Origin of the sequence: Streptomyces fumanus (assembly GCF_014655295.1) — a bacterium.
Classification (GTDB): Bacteria; Actinomycetota; Actinomycetes; order Streptomycetales; family Streptomycetaceae; genus Streptomyces; species Streptomyces fumanus.
In genome coordinates this window covers 22519-40507 of sequence record NZ_BNBI01000027.1, presented here as the reverse complement: position 1 = coordinate 40507, position 17989 = coordinate 22519, and the positions used below count along the sequence as shown (strand labels likewise).

Here is a 17989-nt window from a genome sequence, read left to right as displayed (position 1 = left end):
ACCACCAGCCTCACCAGCACCGACCGGAACACCACCACCCCCGCCTCGGCCAACCCACGCACCGCAACACCCCACACCACCGACCTCGCCACAACCAACACCATCACCGCCGGGATCGCGGTAACTCCCCTTGCTTCCAGCACCGAAACCATCTCTGCCGCTCCCTCCGTCGGCAGCGTTCTGCCTTTCTCCGAGTCCACCGGTTCACCCACCACGAAGGCGTGGTCCGGGCCCGATCACGTGCTGCGGGCCCTGGCGCCGGACGCGCGTCCTGCAGTGCCGTTGTGGACCGCGCCTGGAACGTCCCGGGAGGGCGTGCCCGAACTGGCCCAGCAGGCCGTCGACATGCCCCACCGCGATGTCGCTTACGGCACCGTCGACAGCCGCCCGAGTGATGTGAGTGGTGGGGCGCCGTTCGTCAGCGATGTCAGTGATGCGTCCTCGTTCACCAGCGTCGGGGACGGTGCGATCTCCGTCGCGGATTCCGGACCGGGCGTTGACGTGGGGTTCGTGAACGGTGCGGTGACGCCGGTGAGCGGGGTCACCTCGGATGCCGGCACCGTCGGCAGGCCGCACACGTCCGGCCTGCCGGACGCGGGGGACCCGCACCACATCCCGCCGGGAACTGGCGAAGAGGTGACCTCGAAGCGACCAGCCGGACCAGGGACCGAGGTGCGCGGTGCCGGGTCGAGCGCGTCGCGAGGAGAGGACGACCTCCCGAAGGGGTCCGACCCGGATCCGCTCGGCGGTCCGTTCCCGCCCAGCCGGGCGCCGGGCGCCGGGCGGCTCACCGGCCCGTACACGAGCGCGGACGAACTGCTGGCGGACCTGCGCGACTCCGCGGTCGCGGCAGCGGGGACCGGCCCGGAGCCGGTGCCCGGCACCGAACTGCTGGGGCCGGACCTGTTCGGCATCCGCCGACCGGCACCGCCGCCGTGGTTCCTGGCGGGGCACGACTACTCGTCGTTGTCCGGTGAGCAGATCGTGACCTTCTTCGACCGGCTCGACATGGTCCGGCCGGCCCCGTCGGCCGACGAGATGTCGCCCGCGGCGCTGCCGCCGGCCGAGGGCTGGTCGCTGGTCACGGTGCGGTCGGGGGAGGAACGGACGGCTTGGGCGCCAGGGGCGACGGTGCCGTTGCCGCCGCTGCCCGCCAGGGCGGACATGCCGAACGTCATCCACTCGATCTGGCTCGGCGGCCCGCTGCGGGACACCGGGAAGACGGCCGTGTTCCGCGACAACGTGGCGTGGATGTCCGAGCGGTACGACGGGATGGCACGGGCGGTCGTGTGGACCGACGTTCCGCGGGCTCTGTTCGAGCGGGCCACGGCGGAGCCTGCGGCTTCGGACGGTCCGGAACTGGCGGAGGCGCGGGACATGCTCGCCTGGGCACGGGACCACAAGGTGGTCCTGCTCAACGTCGACGAGGTGTTCAACTCCGAGTCGCCCATGAGCCTGCACGACTTCTACCGGGCCGAGACCGCGAAGCAGGTGGGGCCGGGGTACGCGGCGGCCAGTGACATCCTCCGGCTGGAGATCCTGAACCGCTTCGGCGGCATCTACGTCGACGGTGACAACCTGCTGCACGACCCGAGCCACGCGGCGGCGGCCGTCACCTCCCCGTACGGGTACGCCATCGACAGCGACGGGGACACGCTCGGGAACTCCGCACTGGTCATGCCCAAGGGACATCCCTTCGCCGGGCTCTACCTGGAGCAGATCAAGCAGCTCTATACCGTCCCCCAGGCCGAGCTGATGTCCGACCTCTCGGAGGTGCCCCCCGAGGCGTTCACCACGGGCCAGGGCCGTATCCGCCGGAACTCCGTGATGATGCGTACGGGGCCCGGTGTGATCAACGTACTGGCTTGGAATCTGGGCATTGCCTCGGAAGACCTGCCCCGTTTCGGCGGAATCCAGGTCGACAGCGCGCTGAGCTGGATCGACCCACCGGATCGCCCGGCGGAGGAGACCGCCGTGCCGGGACGCGCCGACACGCTGCGGGTGGCGCAGATGGTCGTGCAGACGCTGGTGCGCGACCTGCACAACCGCCAGGGCGATCTCCACCTCACCCAGGTCGCGCCAGTGGTGAGCAGGCATCCGCAACCGGACCTGCTCTGGGAGGCGGTGCTGCGGTTCCTCGCGGACCGCCCGGAGTTCGCGTCGAGGGTGGTGGCGGTGACGGACCGGCGCGAGGAGCCGGAGGGCGAAGTGCGGGTGGAACTTCCGCCCGCGGCCCGGGAGCTGTTGCACATCGACACCGAGACAGCCGACGACCAGCAGATGCACTGGCTGGGCGAGTACCTGACCCCCGCCGCGCTGCGCCCGGCGCCCGCGCCGGAACAAGGCGCCGGCGAACCTACCGCCGCCGCGCCCGCGCAGGAACCCCCGGCGGCCGGGCTCCGGGTGCCCGAGTCCGTGACACCCTCGGCGAACGCCGTTCCGAAGGCGCTGTGGGAACACCGTCGCGCCGGGGCGGTCCCCGCCCGGCTGCGGACGGAGATCTACGACCCGAGTTCCGCTCCGGACCGGGGCGGCGACCGTCCGCACCTGCTGGCGGGGGAGGCGACGTACGTCCGGGCCGAGATCCGGCGGGTGCAGGCGGAGGACGGCCGTTGGGTACGGGACCTGACCGTGGTCCTGCCGGTGAGGCTCGGTACGGGGATGGACACCGGCGCGCTGGTCGCTCTCCAGGAGCGGATGACCAGGCTGCTGGACGACCACCTCAACACGGGCTTCGTGCTGCCCGTCTCCGGCGATCAGATGCACGTGGGGGTCGAGCTGGTGGTGGCTCCGCAGGACCAAGAGGCCGTCGAGCTGACGGTGAGCCCCCGGCCGGCCGGGTCCGACCAGTTCCACTTCAACCTCCGGGCCGAGGACGGCGGGCCGGAGGATGCTGTGAACAACGGCGTGCTGCTGCACGAGCTGCTGCACTACATCGGGGTGACCGACCGGGCATTCGATCCGACGGCGCTGTTCCGCAACCACCCGCGGAAGGCATTCGGCTCCGGTGTGATGGCGGACGTATCGGCCCCACTCGGGACGTCGCTGCCGCAGGACTATCTGGCACAGATCGAGACCGCCACCAGTTCGGGACCGGTCGTGCGCGACCACCCGTTGGGAGCACCGCCCGCACCGCCGACACCGCTTACGCCACCTGCGCCGACCCGGACGGACGCGGCACCGTACCTCACGGACGGGACCCACCGCACGGACGGGACCCCCGAGTTCCCGCCGAGCCGGGCACCGGGCGTCGGCGCCGAGCCGGGGCCGTCCGCCGATCCCGGCCCGGGCCGACCCGCCGGCAGCAGCACTGTGCCGGTACCCGGGAACGCGGACCCGGCCGCGGGGGACACCGCGATCGTCGAGAACTGGCTGGCCGAGTCGGACAGCCCGAGGGCGAGGCGTTCACCGGCGTTGCGCTCGGTGGACGCGGCGGTGCGGACGTGGGTCGAAGGCGGCCGGAACCTGCCGGGGAATCACGATCTCAACCGGCGGCAGCTCGGTGCCATCCTGCGCGCCACCGCGGAGTGGAAGGCGGCGAAGGGCGGCCGGAGCAGCCGCATGAGTGCTGTCGACCGTCTGCGGGCCCATGTCCGTGCCGTGCTCCACGCCGTCGAGGCGGACAGCCGTGCGGTCGCGGATCGGCTGGAGGCCCTGCGGCTGGGTGATCCGGAGCTGCGGGACGGCACACCGGATGCGGACGCGGTCGTTCGTCGGGTGCTGCGTCTGGACGCGGGTGCGAGCGTGTCCGAGGCGCAGCGGCAGGAACTGTTCGAGCTGACGTGGCGCGCGATGCGGGTGGACGGAGGAGGACGGGCCAACAGCCTGGCGGAGCTGTCCGTGTTCCGTCTCGGTGACGCTCCGTTCGCCCCCGGCGCGCGTCTCTGGGGCCCGCGCGGGCGGTCCGGGGGACTCAACTGGTCGGTGACGCCGGTCCGCAGTGTGGCCACGGACCGTACGCGGGTCTTCGCGCCGGACGGCCGGGGTGGGTTGATGCAGACCAGTGATGACGCGGCGCCCTGGGAAGCGCCTGGTGGTCCGGCTCCGTTCGTGGTGGTGGCCGAGGGCGGGCATGACCATGTGTGGGTGCCGGGGCCCGGTGGTCCGTGGGCTCGGTTGTCGGTTGCGGAGTTCGTGGAGTTGCTGGCGCGGGATCCGGAGTTGGCGGGGCTGCCGGCGGATGTTCCGGTGGTGCTGGTGGTGCCGGACGCGGGTGGGCAGGGTCTTGATCTGCCGCGTGCGCTGGCGGACCGGTTGGGCCGTACGGTGTGGTCGGCCAGTGGCGAGGCCCGTCTGGGGCCCGGCGGTACGCGCGACGAGGGCACCATCGCCTTGCTCGACCGTGGCCGCGAGCGGCCGCTCGGCCGGTGGATTCCCAGCCTTCCGGGTCTGCGCCCGTCGGCTGGGGGTGTGGTGACGGCGTTGGACGGGACGGTGTTCCACGACAGCGACGTGTACACCCGCACCATCGTCACTGACGGCCTCACCACCGGTCGATCCCTGATCGGAAACGACGATCAGGTCTGGGAGACCGGCGAGAGCCGGCTTCCCCAGGCGACGAAGATCTTCCACGTCGTGCCCCTTGAGCCCAAGCCGGCAGTCGCGGAGCAGGACCTGCGGCCGGACATCCGGTCCGCCGTGAGGTACTACCTCTCCATGCACGGCTTCCCGGGCCGGTCGGTCATGCCGATGAGGAGTGGCCAGTCCAAGCACGTGTCCGGCCCGGAGTTCGGGCGTTTCCTGAAGCGGCGCCCCAGCGTGGCCGCACTCCCGGCGGACGCCGTCATCCACATGATGAGTTGCTGGAGCGCGGCAGCGACGGACGCCCCCGACGGCCTTGACGGCGCAGGCAATCATGCCCCCGATCCCTTCGTGAGCGATCCGCTGGCGACCGTGGCGGTCGGACAGCACGTGGCCAACGAGACCAGGAAGCGAGTTCTCGCGTTTTCCCGGGTCAACGGATTCAGGTTGTCGCCTGCGATGCGCACCATGTACACCACGCCTGATGGGCGGCCGGGTGCGGTGGTGCTGTTCGTGCCGGAGCCGACGGCGGCGGAGCTGGACGGGCTGGCGCGGGTGGCGGGCCTGCACGGTGGTGCGGGTCCGGTGCCGGAGGAGGTGCGTGGGCGGACCTTGCGGTTGGTGCGTGCGTTGCGTCTGACGTTCGGTACGGACGTGGAGGCCGACCGGGACGTGCCGGGCGGCGCGTACCAGGAGCTGTTGCGGGGGATCGGCGCGCTGGAGGTGATGCGGGCCAATGATCCGGTTCTCGGCCCGGTGACGCCGTTCACGCTGGGGCTGCTGCGGCACGCCGTAGCCCGGGGCCGGCAGGCCGGCGGTCCGGGTGCGGGGCCGGACGCCGCGGCATACCGGGCGCTGTTGGAACGCAGCCGGGACGCTGTCGCGGCGGACCCGGGCACGACCCTGAGCGCGTTCACGCCACTGCCCTGGTTGGACAGGGCGGCCCACGAGTTGAGCCGCAGTGCCGACGTCACGTCTCTGGCGCGCGACGTGCTCCGGCTCGACCCCTCCGCCCCGGTGGGACCGGGGGAGGTCGCCCGGCTGTACTGGGCCGTGGTCCGGGCCTTCGAGGTGCTGGGCACCGCCGACGTCGCGGCGCTGGCGATCAGGGTTCTCCACCTGGACGCGTCCGCCCAGGTGGACGAAGGGATGCGCCAACGGTTGCTCTGGCGGGTGGCTGGCGCGGCTGCCGCGGGCCGTGAGGTGTCCGACCCCGCCGCGCTGGCCGCCTTCGACCTCGAAGTGAGGGGAGCGCTGGAACCGCGGACACTCGTCGTCGATGCCAAGGGAGTGGCCCAGGGCCGTACGTGGACCGGCCAACAGGTCGCGAGGGTGAATACGTCGAGGGTGGAGGAGCGCGATCCGCTGGGTGGCAGCGGTATGAAGCCTCGGCGTGTCGTCCCACCGTGGGCGGGTCCCGGCTTGCCTGTTCCCTGGATTCTGCATGCCCATACGGTCGGTGGCGCGGTGAGCATCCGCTGGCCCGATGGTTCGGCCACGGTGGTTCCGGACGACGAGGTCGTGCAACTGCTGGCCCACGACCCGGCACTGACGGCGGTCCCGCTGGAGCACCCCATCGCTCTGATCGTGCCGAACGCCGCCGACGGGAGCCTCCCGGGAGCCATCTCCACCGGCCAGGGCAGGCATGTCTGGTCTCACGACGCAGCCGTCGACCTGACCGGAAACGGTTCGCCCACGCAGCACACCATCGTCGTGAGCAGTCGGCTCGACCAGTCACCCGCGGAATTCTGGACGCAGTCCGTCCCCCGTCGCGTCCAGATCGGGCCCTTGGCTTCCGCTCCGCAGCCCCCGATGGCCGAGAGGGCACTGACGCTCGCCCCGGAAGCCACGGATCCGAGCAGTGCGGCGTTGACACCTGTGCCCTTGGCCGACCGGTCCGCGCTGCCGGGGCCGGTATCCCCTTCACCGGCGCCTACGGTGGTGACGAGGTCCACCGCCTCGCCGGCCCCGTACGAGCACGTGCTCCCCGGGGCATACCCGGACAGTGAGCCGGGTCCTGATCCGGGCCTTGCGATGGCGAGTGAGTCCGAGTCGGACGCGATGAGCGTCGGCACGGCGACCTCGCCTCCCGCGGAGCCGTCCCCCGAGCCGGCCCCGGCCGTGCCGTCCCGCGGTGAGCTGGTCTTCGCCGCGCTCACCCTGGATGCCGCTGCCGGGCCGGGCGCAGGGGACAGCGGGGGAGCGGCCGGCCGGGAGCGTGCGGGCGACCCGCGGTGGTCCCTGCTCCAAGAGCTGCTGGGGCCGGAGTTGGCTGACGACCCGGACGCCGCCCGGTACGTGCGGGCGGTCGAGGCGCTGGAGAGGGTGCGTCCGGCGACCGGCCGTACCGGGCCAGGGCCGTTGTCGGTCCCGGAACTGGACGCCCTGATGGTGCGGGTGCTGCGTCTGGACCCGGACGTCGATGTCACGGCCGAGCAGTACCGGGCCCTGCTGCATCTGGTGCTCGACGCGATGACGGCCGGGTTCGCCGGGAGTCCGGCCGCGCTGGAGGCGTTCTGCCTGTGGTCGACGGGGAGCGGCCTCCCGGACGTGGACGTTCCGGGACGCCGCTGATCGGCCGGAGCCGACAGTGAACCGGATCGGCCCGCCACGCGTGGAGAGAGCACGGGGCGAGCCGGCCGGCTCGCCCTGGCATCCGGCCTCCGGCGCAGCGGGCGCGACAGATCACGACAAATGAGGACTTCGCCATGACCGTACCGAGCGAGGTGCCAGGAACCACGCAGTCCGTGGACGGCCTTGCGGTCGGGCAACTCACCGGGTTCCGCGGCAGCGACGAGATCCCGGTACCGCCCGAGGCCGTCCTCATCGCCGCCCGCACCGCCCCCGACCACTGGTTCTATCTGACCGATCCGAGCTGGCGGGGCGCGAACCCGGCGCCGTCGTGGGCCGTGCTCGGCCGGTGGCGCTCGGACGCCGCCGGCGAGATCGTGGAGTGGGAGGAGAACGAGGCGTACCGGCCCTCTCCCGAGGCGCTCGGCTGGCCGGAACCCGCCGACGCCCTGGACACCGCGATCCGGCGGGCCGCCACCGGCTCCGGACCGGTCGAGGAGGTTCCCCGTCTCCTGGCCCGCACCGAGCTCGTGGTGCTCCTCGGACCCGAAGGCGAGCCGGCGGTCACCACCGCGCCCGACGACAGCCCGGCGGTCGCGGTCTTCACCATGTCGCCCGACCTGGCCGGCGTGGAACTGCCCGACCACGAGACGATGTCCGCTTCCGACCTCCTGTCCCGGCTGCCGGCGGACGCGTACCAGTTGCTCTGTCTCAGCCCCACCGCGCCGGTCTCCATGATCGTGACGGTCTCGGACCTGCGGGAAGCGCTCGGCGACGAGGACGCCCGGGTCCCGACGCGGAGCCGGTGAGCGATGACGTGCCCCCACCGGTCCGGCGATCCGGCGGTCCCGGGACGGATCGCGCGGACCTCTCTGATGCCGCGGGCGAGGACCAGGTGTTCCGGGAAATCTGAGGGGACCGGCCGCCCCAGGGGGAATCGGACGACTCGGTGCACCTCGACTGCCGCGTCGTCCTCCTGGGCCGCGTTCCGGCCGCGGGCCGAGGCCCGCAGTCGGTACCAGCCGGCCTCCGGCGGAGTCAGCCGTATCCGCGGGTCCTGATCGCTCTCCAGCGTCGCGCCACTCAAGTGAACACTCACCTCCGCCACCATGTCCCACGCCTGGTCGTCGGCGCCGGGTGAGGCGGTCAGCAGCTCCAGTGCCAGCCGCACCTTCGAGTGCGCGCCGCCCGTCGACAGCCACGTACGGTGCGGATCCGGTACATCGGCCAGTGGGTGAGAATGAGCCGGTGACCAGCAGGAAGATCGCCGCGGGGGAAACGGCGATGGCGGAAGGGTTCCCACATGACCAGCAGCGTTCCCAGCGGCATGGCGAGCCGGCTGCAGCGCGGACGTGACCGGATGTTCCGGGGGCGTACGGCGGAACTCGCGGTGTTCCGCGCCGCCCTGGCCGGTGACGAGGGCGCCCCTGCCGTGATCTTCGTGCACGGGCCGGGAGGCATCGGCAAGTCGATGCTGCTGCGTCGTTTCGCGGCCGAGGCGCGGATGGCCGGCCGGCCGGTGCTGGAGATCGACGGCCGGACCGTCCAGCCGACGCCGGAGGCGTTCGAGAGGGAGGCCGAGGCGGCGTGCACCGGTGACGGCACGGTCCTGCTCATCGACACCTTCGAACGCTGCCAGGGGCTGGAGGGGTGGCTGCGCGAGAAGCTGCTGCCGAGGCTGCCGGGCGACGCGGTGGCGGTGATCGCGGGACGGCAGGCACCGGATGCCGAGTGGACGTCCGACCCGGGGTGGGCGGACCTGCTGTACCCCATGGCGCTGCGCAACCTGTCCCCGGACGAGGCCACCGCCCTCCTGCACGCCCGTGGAGTGCCCCGGCACAGCCAGGCGGAGCTGCTGGCGTTCACCGGCGGGCACCCGCTCGCCCTCGCTCTCGCGGCCGCCGTGGCGGTACGGGAACCCGCCGACGCCAGCCGCTGGAAGCCCAGCCAGGACGTCGTCGGCACCCTGCTGTCCCGGCTGGTCGGGGAGGTGCCCTCGCCGCTGCACCGGCGGGCCCTGGAGGTGTGCGCCCGCGCCCAGGTGACCACGGAGACACTGCTGCGGGTCGTCCTGGGCGACGACGCCGCGGCGATGTTCGCCTGGCTGCGCGACCTGCCCTTCATCGAGTCGACCCAGGACGGGCTCTTCCCGCACGACGTGGTCCGCCAGGCCCTGGAGGAGGACCTGCGCTGGCGCGACCCGGAGGGCTACGCCGAACTGCACGGCCGTCTGAGCCGCCATCTCTTCGAACAGATCCGCACCTCGCCGGTGACCGGATCGCTGGCCGCCGTGCGGTCCTTCCTCTACCTGTACCGCGACGACCGGTACATGTCCGACTTCAACAGGTGGCGGGGGGCCGGCGAGGTCCGGCTGACCCCGTACGAACCGGCCGACCGGCCTCGGATCCACGAACTGGTGACCGAGGTCGAGGGCCCGGAGTCGGCCGCTCTCGCGCGGGCGTGGCTGGAACGCCGGCCGGACGCGTTCCGGGTGTGCCGCACCGCGCGTGAGAACGAGGCGGTGGGCTTCTCCGCCTGGCTGCGGCTCACCGAGGCGCCGAACGAGTTCCCCGACCCAGTGGCCGAGGCGGCCTGGAACCACGCGCGGGCCACCCAGCCCGTCCGGGACGGCGAGCACGTGGCGGTGGCCCGGTTCTCGGTGACGTCACCGGAGTACCCGAAGATCTCCCCGGTGGAGAACCTCCACCAGTGGCGGACCCTGGCCGAGGTCGCGAAGACCGAGGGCCGGGTGGCGTGGATGTTCATCGTGGTACGGGCGGGGGCCTTCTGGACTCCGTACATGACCAGTCTCGGCCTCCAGCCCGTCGCGGAGCGGCCGCGGGTGGGCGGTCTGACCTACACGCTGTTCGCCATCGACTGGCGGGTGCAGCCGGTGTGGGCCTGGGCCGAGGAGAAGACCCGGCTGATGCTGTCCCACGTCCGGGACGAACCGCGCACCGCCGAGGAGGCGGGCGGCGAGGAACCGCGGCGGGGCGCGGACTTCACCGTCCTGTCCCGCCCCGAGTTCGACGCCGCCCTGCGCGAGGCGCTGCGCACCTTCTTCCGGCCGCGGGAATGGGCCGCGAACCCGCTCACGCGCAGCAGACTGACCGCGGGCACGGGCCGCGCGCTGCCGGACGTCCTGAAGAACGCGGTCGAGGGACTGCGGGCGGAACGGGGCGGCGAGAAGTACTACCGGGCGGTCTCCCAGACGTACCTCACCAAGGGCATTCCCACCCAGCAGGCGGTCGCCGAGCGGCTGGGGCTGCCGTTCAGCACCTACCGCAGACACCTCACCGGAGGCATCGCCCGGCTGAGCGACGCGCTGTGGCGGGAGGAGATCTACGGCGATCCGGCGGCGGCCGACCGGTCGCGCCCGGCGGCGCGGGACCCGCACCCGGGGAGCGACTGACCGGCGCGGCCGGGACCGGCCCGCCGGCCCGCGCCGTCTTCGCCCCGACCGGTGAGAGCGGACAGCAGGTACGCCAGTCGCTCACGAGCGCGTTCCGCGTCACCGTCCAGCAGCAACTGCGCGGTCACCGCGTCGTACGCCTCCAGGACCGCGCGGACCGCCTCCTCGTGGCCGGCCGGGGCAGATGCGCGGTGCGCGGTCAGTCCGCCGGCGATCGTCTCGGCCAGCCTGCGGCGCGCGTCCCGATGCGCACGTGCCGCTTCGGGACGACGGGCCGAGTACGCCCGGAAATCCGCCTCCAGCAGCAGCCACCTCGGCTCCGACAGCAGCACCTCGGACACCCGTTCGGTCATCGCAGGTGCGGCTCCGGTCCGGGCCTCGTGGAGGACCGCGGTCACACGGCGGCACAGCACGGCCGCCCGCTCCTCGTACAGGGCGTGGAACAGCGCGCCGAGACTGCCGAAGTTCGAGTAGAAGGCGCCCCGGGTGTAACCGGCCGCCGCGCAGACGTCCTCGATCGACACCCGTCCGTAGCCTTTCGCGGCGAACACGGTGAAGGCCGCCGACAGCAGCCGGGCCGTGGTGCGGGTGCGCCGGTTCCCCGGTCCGGGCCTCATCCGGCCCCCACCGCGGCCAGCAGGTCCGCCCGGGACGGCCCGGGCACCCATGGCGCGGGTGTGCGCCGGCCGAGGGCGAGGACCCGCTCGACCAAGGCCGGGTCCCCGAACGCCGCCTCCGGTGTGACCAGCAGGGCGGCGGTGGCGGCGACGGCGCGCAGGACCTCGGGGTCGCGCAGCTTCACGACGTCCAGGGTCCTTCTGAAGTCCCAGGCCGCGTCGCCCGGTTCATAGGGGCGGGGTGGCTGACGCAACAGATGGTCGATCCCGGCCAGGCGGTGGCGGTCCCACACCCCGAGGTGCCGGCGGACCGGACTCAGGGTCCTCTCGGTGGCCTCGGCGAAGCCGAGCGCGAGCTGTCGCGGCTCGTCGGCGTCCTCGGTGCGCAGCAGGGCGCGCAGCAGCGCGGCGTGCCGCAGACCCAGCGACATGCCCAATCCGAACAGGGGGTTGGTCGTCGCCCAGGCATCACCGACACTCAGTACGCCGGTGGCCACCGGCAGACCGTCCACGACGGCGTCGCGGTGCCGGCTCTCCATGCCCGACATGGCGAGGACGCCGGTGACGGGCCGGCCCGTCCGGATCCAGCGGGCCTCGGCGGGGAACAGGCGCAGCGCCGCGTCCCACGCCTTCTCGCGGTGCAGCGCCCGCAGCGAGCGGTCGCGGCGGGAGACGACGAACGACACCGACCGGGTGCCCGCGTCCACGGCGCAGGAGATGGTGGAGACGCTCTCGTAGTGGCTGCTGGGCCAGAGCGGTACGTCGGACTCGGTCCCGTCGGCGGCCCGGAAGTAACGCGTGTACGCCAGGAAGCCCGACTCCGCGCGTTCCTCCACGGGACCCGGTGCGCCCAGATCGCGCAGCATACGGCCCACCGGCGAGTTGCGGCCGGCCGCGTCGACGACGAGATCGGCGAGCACGGCCTCGCCGTCCGCTGTGAGCACGCCCCTGACATGGGGCCGCCGCGGCACCCGCTCCCGGCCGGCCAGCAGTGCCGTGACCGCCGTACGCCGGCGCACGGTGAGCCCGGGTGTCCGGGCGGCGACCGTGTCGAGGGCGGTCTCGAACAGCGGGCGGCGCACACCCATCATCGTGAAGTGCTCGTCCCCCGGGCGGGCGCCGTCCAGGACGCCGAGACGGTGCGCGCCGTCCAGCAGATTGCCCGGCCGGAGCCCCATCCGCGCCAACTCCACGAGCACGTCCGGTACTTCCGCCCGCAGCGTCCGGAACACCGCCGGCAGCAGGAAGTGCGGGTGCCGGAACTGGCTGACCCCGGGACGCGGCCAGGAGGCCCAGGCGGCTTCGGGACCGCCCGGAGGCGGCCCGGGGTCCCGCTCCAGCACGGTCACCCGGTGCCCGTCCCCGGCCAGCATCACCGCCAAGGCCAGTCCTGTCGGGCCTGCTCCGATCACCAGCACGCGCATCGCTTCGTTTCTCCCGGTTGACGACGGGTCCACGGTGCGACGAGGTGGTGCTCACCTGACAGACCGGTCGGCTGTCCGTTCGTGGTCACTTCGTATGCGGACCGGACCTAGCGGCGGCCGGTGTCCGTGCCGCCCTCGGCGTCGAGGCCGGCGAGATTGATCTCGTCCATCGCGTAGTTCTGCGGCTGCTGGACAGCGCGCATCTCGCTGAGCTTCGCCGTGACGAGTCCCCCCACGATGTCCACCATCGTGCCCAGCACCGACAGGCAGGACTCCTTGTTCTTCTCGTACTGCGGACCGGTGGTGGTGGCGAACTCGTCGGTGGTCCCGTACCAGCCGTCGTACTGCCTGACCTCCTGCCAGAAGTCGTTCTGCAGAGCGAGGAAGTCGGCACGGATGCCCTCCAAGCGGTTCGCGCCGCTGCGCAACGCGGTGACATCACCGCGATACTGCCCGTAATCAGCCATGCTCCGGGTCCTCCACGATCTCGTCGCGGAGTTTCGCGGAGGCCGACCGGTCCTTCGCTCCCGGGTCGCCGAGATCGAGCATCGATCCGAAGACCTCCTGCCAGTCGAACTCCATTCCCGGTACGACTGCGAACTCCTCCGGCAGCGAGGGGAGGGGCTGCTGGAGCGGCTGGAACGCGTCCATGACCCGGCGCGCCATCTGGGCCCGGCCCTCACCGGCCGCTTCGAGGATGGAGGCGGCCAGGTGAGGGGCGCCCATGGTCCGGTACTTGCCGTCCAGGAACTGCAGCGCGGAGATCTCGCCCTGCGGCCCGACCGTGACCTCGACGGAGCGGTCCCGTGAGACGACGGTGACCGAGGTCCGTCTCAGTTCCTGTTCCGCTCGGGCGACGGCGGCCTTGGTGGCCTCCATCTCCGCCTTCGCCTGGGCCAGCCTCTTCAGTATCTCGTCGTCCAATGTCCTGCCCTTCGGTCGTTCGCGTGTTTCCGTCGAGGTGTCATCTGCCGATGGAAGCGGGGGCGCCTCCCTCGTCGGTCCCCCAGACGTCCTCCTCCTCCGGCTCCCAGGCGGAGCGCGCCCGGTCCTTGGTCTCCGTCTGGCCCTGTCCGGGCGCTCCGGGGCTGCCGCCCATCGGTGGCAGGTAGGGCATCCCCGACGAGGTCGCCGTGTTGTAGCCGGGAGCCGTCACCTCGTCGTACATCGGACTCCCGGTCCTGACGGCGGGAGTGGTCCGACCGCCGGCGAGGACGGTCCGTGACCGCTCTCCGTTCGAGCCGGAGGTCTGCCCGGAGAGCATGGTTCCGGTCGGCAGCATGGGGCTCATGGGACTGGTCGGACTCATCGGGTCGGCGGCGGCCGGGTTCGCCCGACCGAGCAAGGAGGACTCGTCACCGGGTTGGTCGTCGTACAACTGGTCCTCGTACGGGGAGGTGTACTCCGTACTGCCGTCGCGGTAGTCGGGCAGCGAACTCCCGGGGCTCAGCGGCGCGATCTCCGACGTACCGTCCGGATAGACGGTCTCCACCAGGCCGCGTTCGGGGTTGATGGTGACGGAGCGGCCGTCGGGGTAATCCGTGGTCACCGTTCCGTCGGGGTTGATGGTCGTCCGACTGCCGTCGGGGTTGTGCAGGGTCTTGCCGTCCGGCAGGTCCGTGATGTCGACGCTGCCGTCGGGCGCCACGGTGACCGCCGTGTGCTCCTTCGGGTCGACCGTGGTGAAGCTGCCGTCCGCGAAGTCGGTGGTGAGCGAGCCATCGGGATTCAGAACGGTCTCGCTGTCCCGGAAATCCGGGATGCCGAGCGAGGGTGTCTGCTCGTCGAGTCGCTGCTGGAACTCCTTCTCGCGCTCCTCCTGTTCGCGCTCCAACTCGGCCTGTCGGGTTTCTTGTTCCTTCTGTTGGGCTTCTTGTTTGGCTTGTTGGTCGGCTTGTTCCTTCTCCTGTTCTTCGAGGAGTTGCTGCTGTCGGGTTTCTTGTTCCTTCTGCCGGGCTTCCTGTTTGGCTTGCTGGTCGGCTTGTTCCTTCTTCTGCTCTTCGAGGAGTTGCTGCTGTCGGGTTTCCTGTTCCTTCTGCCTGGTTTCCTGCTCGGCTTGTTGCTCGGCTTGCTTCTTCTCCTGTTCCTTGAGAAGTTGTTGCTGCTTGGCCTCCTGCTCCTGCTGGAGCCGGGTCTGCCTTTCCCGTTCCTTCTCCTGCTCGGCCTTGGCGTTGGCCATAGCCAGATTCTGTGCGGCCGCGTACTCCTTCTGCTGGGCCTCTTGCTCGGCTTGCTGCCGGGCTTGCCTCTGTTCCTGTTCGGCCTGGAGTTGCTCCTGCCTTTTCTCTTGCTCGACCCGCAACGCTTCTTGCTTGCGCTCTGCTTCGGCCTGCTGTGCTTCTTGCTTGCGCTCCTGCTCCGCCCGCTGCTGCTCCTGCTGCTTCAGGTAGGCTTCCTGCTTCTTCTCCTGCTCGGCCTGCAGTTCCCCTTGCTTGCGTTCCGCTTCGGCCTGTCGTGCTTCTTGCTTGCGCTCCTGTTCGGCCCGCTCTTTCTCCTGCTTCTGCAGGTAGAGTTCCTGCTTGCGTTCTGCCTCGGCCTCTTTTTCCGCCTGCTTGCGCTCGCGTTCTTCCTGCTTCTTATCCTGTTCCTTCAGATACAGTTCCTGCTTCTTCTCCTGTTCGGCCCGCTCCTTTTCCTGCTGCTTCAGATATTCTTCCTGCTTCTTCTCCGCCTCGGCTTGTTTCTTCTCCTGCTCCTTCAGGTATTCTTCTTGCTTCTTTTCTTGCTCCTCCTGTTTCTTTTTCTGCTCGTCCTGCAGTTTCTTGTTGGTGTCCGCCATGAGGTCGTCCGCGAGGCTCTTCTCGCTTCTGGCCCTGACCCGCTCCAGCGAGATGCCGAAGGCCCGCTGCACTTCCATGATCGCGTCACGGGCGGGAACGCCGAGGTCCGTGATGACGGAGTTCTGCCATTCTCTGATGCCCTGCTCGCCGATGAGCTTCCAGGAGCCCAGGTCGTCGTAGCGGCCGTACAGGTCGTGGGACATGCGGAAGCCGGGCTCCGTGACCAGCACGGTGGCCCCCGCACGATGATCCGATTGCACCATCGTCCCGGGGGCGGTGAATGCCTGGTCGGGTTCGTCCTCCCACTTGACCTGGGTGATGTTGTTCTCCCAGATCTGTTTTGTGAGGTCGAGCAGATTGTCGTGCAGCCAGCGCAGCGGGTTCCCCCGCCAGATCTGCCACCAGTCCCACTTGTGGTGCAGTTTCAGCATCGCGTTGATGAAGGTGCGCTGCGCCTCCATCAACTGCTTCCCCTGCTTCGACCCGGCGGCGGCGACGCGCGGTATGTCCTCCTGGTAACTGCCGTACATCTTGTTCAGTTTGTGGATGAGATCGCGGAACACTCCGGCGGCCTGTCCGCGCCACACCGGGTTGTCGGGCCCCAGGCGGCTCTCCCAGGAGTCGAGGGTCTTGCTCTGGTTCTCGAAGAAGGCCGCGGCACGGGAAAAGGCGTCCGCGGCGCGCTCGAAGGTCCGGGTATCGACCGCGCTGCCGAGCGGGACCTGCAGGCCGTTCCACTCGAAGCCGGCGGTGGTGTGCTCGTCTAGCAGTTGGCGCAGCGCCATGCCACCGCCGTAGCTGTACTGCTTGAGCGCCAGATCGTCGTACGTGCCGAAGTCACCGGGCGAGGAGTCCACACCGCCCATGGGAGGGCTGGAGGCGGCCGAGCTGCCCAGCAGCCGGATCTTCGCCTGACGGAGTTTCACCCGGGTGCCGGGCGCCGGATCCTGCGAACCGTTCATCGGCGCGTAGAACGGGACGACGATGTTCTTCTCCTCGATGGACGCACCCGAGTTGCTCGACCGCCAGTAGAGGTTGCTGGTCACCTCGTAGAGGCTGTCCTCCGCGGTCGCGGACGAGTCGGTGATCTCCACTTCCATGAGGGGGATGTTGTCGTTGCCGACCAGCTTGTCGAAGAGGCTCTTCCGCTCCGGCGCCGGGTAACCGGTGAACAGGGTGATCGCCTGGTGCCAGAAGTCGTCGGTGGAATGGGCGGGTGCAACCATGGATGGTCTCCACGTATCAGGATCCGAACCGCGTGTCGGGTGGCGGCCCGGTCAGTCGTCTTCGGTGGTGCTCTTGCCGGATTCCTGCATGATCGCGTCGACGTCGGTGAGATGGTCGAGGAACTTCTCGCCGTCGATCTTCTCCAGGCTGACGTCCCGGGAGTCGAACAGTTCCTTGAGCGTGGCCTCGAGCCCCTGGATGAACTCCTCGAAGAGTTCCTCCTGCTGGTCCATCACCTCCAGGATGGACTGCGCGACCTCCTCCACCTCGGTGTTCAGGTGCGGGCCGTTGACCACGCCGCCGCCCTGGTCGTTGGTCATGAGTCCCAGGGCCAGGGGCATCGTCAGGCCGAACAGGTTCTTGTCGTCGTACTGCTCCAGTCCGAGGAGCTGGCTTATGGACGGGGTGTCCCCCTCGGCCTTCCTCAGGTCGAGGATCGCCTTGAGGAACGGTTTGACGTCCTCGGTGAGGAAGCGGTTGATCCCCTCTTTGTCCAGGGCCAGTTTGGTCCCCGATTTCTCCGGCATGATGCAGCTCCACACGTCTGGTGATCGGAAAGGGACCCGGCGCCCCGGGACAGGGCGTCCGGGTCCCCGGGTGGTGATTGCCGTCAGCGGCCGATGCGTACCGACGACCACATCTGGCTGAGGGAACGCTCGCTGTACTGGTAGTTCTGCGAGACGTCCGTCAGCAGGACGGCGTTGCGGGTGAGCATCTGCTCCATGGCCTTGACCGCGTTGTTCCAGGCCAACTGCTTCTCGTCGTACTGCTCGCGGTCCTCACCGGCCCACGACTGCTTGAGCGTGGCCAGTTCCATGTCCAGGTTGGCCAGGGTGCTCTCGATGGCCCGGGTCTGCGCGACCAGGTCATCGGCCGCATTGTTCATGTGGGCGTAGTCGACGTAGATGAATCCGTCGCTGAAGTTGTCGCTCATCAGACTTCTCCCTGCTGTGCCGGAGCCCGTTGGATCAGCCGACCAGGCTGTCGAAGACGGCCTGGGACTCCTGGTAGGTACGCTCGATGGTTTCGTTGCTCGCGCCCTGCTGCAGGCCGTTCTCCCGCAGCGTCTCGTTCAGCTTGTCGATCATGTCCTCGACGTTCTTGAGGATGACCGCCGCCTGGTCCTCCCACGCCTTGACCAGGCTCTGGAAGGAACCGCCGTCGGCGCCCTGGTAGTGGCTGGAGAGCGTCATACGGGTCGATTCGACGTCCTGGGCACAGCGGGTGATGCCGGAAAAGGCCATCTCCAGTGCCTGGATGCCGTTCCGGGTCGCGCTTTCCTCTGACTGACGCATTACGTCGTCCCACCTCGTTCCGTGGAGTGATGGCCGGCGCGGCCGCTGTCCGGTGCGGGGCGTGTACGGGGTCCGCGGACCAGGGCCGCCGCTTCTCGCGCCAGGCTAGGGACGGGGACGTGTGCGTCTCTTGCCGTCGCCT

General features: G+C 70.3%; 12 protein-coding genes. 3 read left to right on the top strand and 9 right to left on the bottom strand.

All coding sequences use genetic code 11. The features are described 5' to 3' along the window. Positions 1-956: 956 nt before the first annotated feature. The gene (locus IE316_RS35835; RefSeq protein WP_229910706.1) at positions 957-1241 is read right to left on the bottom strand and encodes a hypothetical protein; all 285 of its coding nucleotides are present in this window, start codon (positions 1239-1241) and stop codon (positions 957-959) included. Here IE316_RS35835 and IE316_RS34995 point away from each other — a divergent pair. The 3 genes from IE316_RS34995 (at position 1228) to IE316_RS34985 (ending at position 10504) form a co-directional block, all read left to right on the top strand. Further along, entirely contained in the window at positions 1228-7095 is a 5868-nt protein-coding gene (locus IE316_RS34995; protein ID WP_229910705.1) for a lonely Cys domain-containing protein, read from the top strand. The two genes, IE316_RS35835 and IE316_RS34995, sit on opposite strands and share 14 nt — an antisense overlap. Before the next feature lie 134 nt (positions 7096-7229). Beyond that, on the top strand, positions 7230-7901 hold the full coding sequence (locus IE316_RS34990; RefSeq protein ID WP_190208608.1) for a type VII secretion system-associated protein: 672 nt from the start codon (positions 7230-7232) through the stop codon (positions 7899-7901). A 494-nt stretch (positions 7902-8395) separates the two neighbouring features. After that, positions 8396-10504: an ATP-binding protein gene (locus IE316_RS34985; RefSeq protein ID WP_190208607.1), complete on the top strand. Its 2109-nt coding sequence runs from the start codon at positions 8396-8398 to the stop codon at positions 10502-10504. Here the strand turns inward: IE316_RS34985 and IE316_RS34980 are convergent. From IE316_RS34980 to IE316_RS34945, 8 genes are all read right to left on the bottom strand, one after another. Continuing rightward, entirely contained in the window at positions 10435-11121 is a 687-nt protein-coding gene (locus tag IE316_RS34980; RefSeq protein WP_190208606.1) for a TetR/AcrR family transcriptional regulator, read from the bottom strand. The genes IE316_RS34985 and IE316_RS34980 overlap by 70 nt on opposite strands. Continuing rightward, positions 11118-12545: an NAD(P)/FAD-dependent oxidoreductase gene (locus IE316_RS34975; protein WP_190208605.1), complete on the bottom strand. Its 1428-nt coding sequence runs from the start codon at positions 12543-12545 to the stop codon at positions 11118-11120. Before IE316_RS34975 ends, IE316_RS34980 begins: the two co-directional genes overlap by 4 nt. Positions 12546-12652: 107 nt before the next feature. Beyond that, positions 12653-13012 (bottom strand): hypothetical protein, encoded by a 360-nt coding sequence (locus tag IE316_RS34970; protein WP_190208604.1) that lies wholly within the window; start codon positions 13010-13012, stop codon positions 12653-12655. Then, positions 13005-13469, bottom strand: coding sequence for a YbaB/EbfC family nucleoid-associated protein (locus IE316_RS34965; RefSeq protein WP_229910704.1), 465 nt, complete (start codon positions 13467-13469; stop codon positions 13005-13007). The genes IE316_RS34970 and IE316_RS34965 overlap by 8 nt, the downstream gene beginning before the upstream one ends. Before the next feature lie 40 nt (positions 13470-13509). Further along, positions 13510-16551 carry an AAWKG family protein gene (locus tag IE316_RS34960; protein WP_190208603.1) on the bottom strand — a complete coding sequence of 1014 codons (3042 nt, stop codon included), beginning with the start codon at positions 16549-16551 and terminating at the stop codon, positions 13510-13512. 51 nt (positions 16552-16602) lie between these two features. Beyond that, positions 16603-17079: a type VII secretion system-associated protein gene (locus IE316_RS34955; RefSeq protein ID WP_190208602.1), complete on the bottom strand. Its 477-nt coding sequence runs from the start codon at positions 17077-17079 to the stop codon at positions 16603-16605. An 83-nt stretch (positions 17080-17162) separates the two neighbouring features. Next, a complete protein-coding gene (locus tag IE316_RS34950) occupies positions 17163-17486 on the bottom strand; it encodes a WXG100 family type VII secretion target (protein WP_190208601.1) in 324 nt (107 codons plus the stop codon). Positions 17487-17520: 34 nt separating this feature from the next. Beyond that, entirely contained in the window at positions 17521-17847 is a 327-nt protein-coding gene (locus IE316_RS34945) for a hypothetical protein (protein WP_190208600.1), read from the bottom strand. Positions 17848-17989 lie beyond the last annotated feature (142 nt).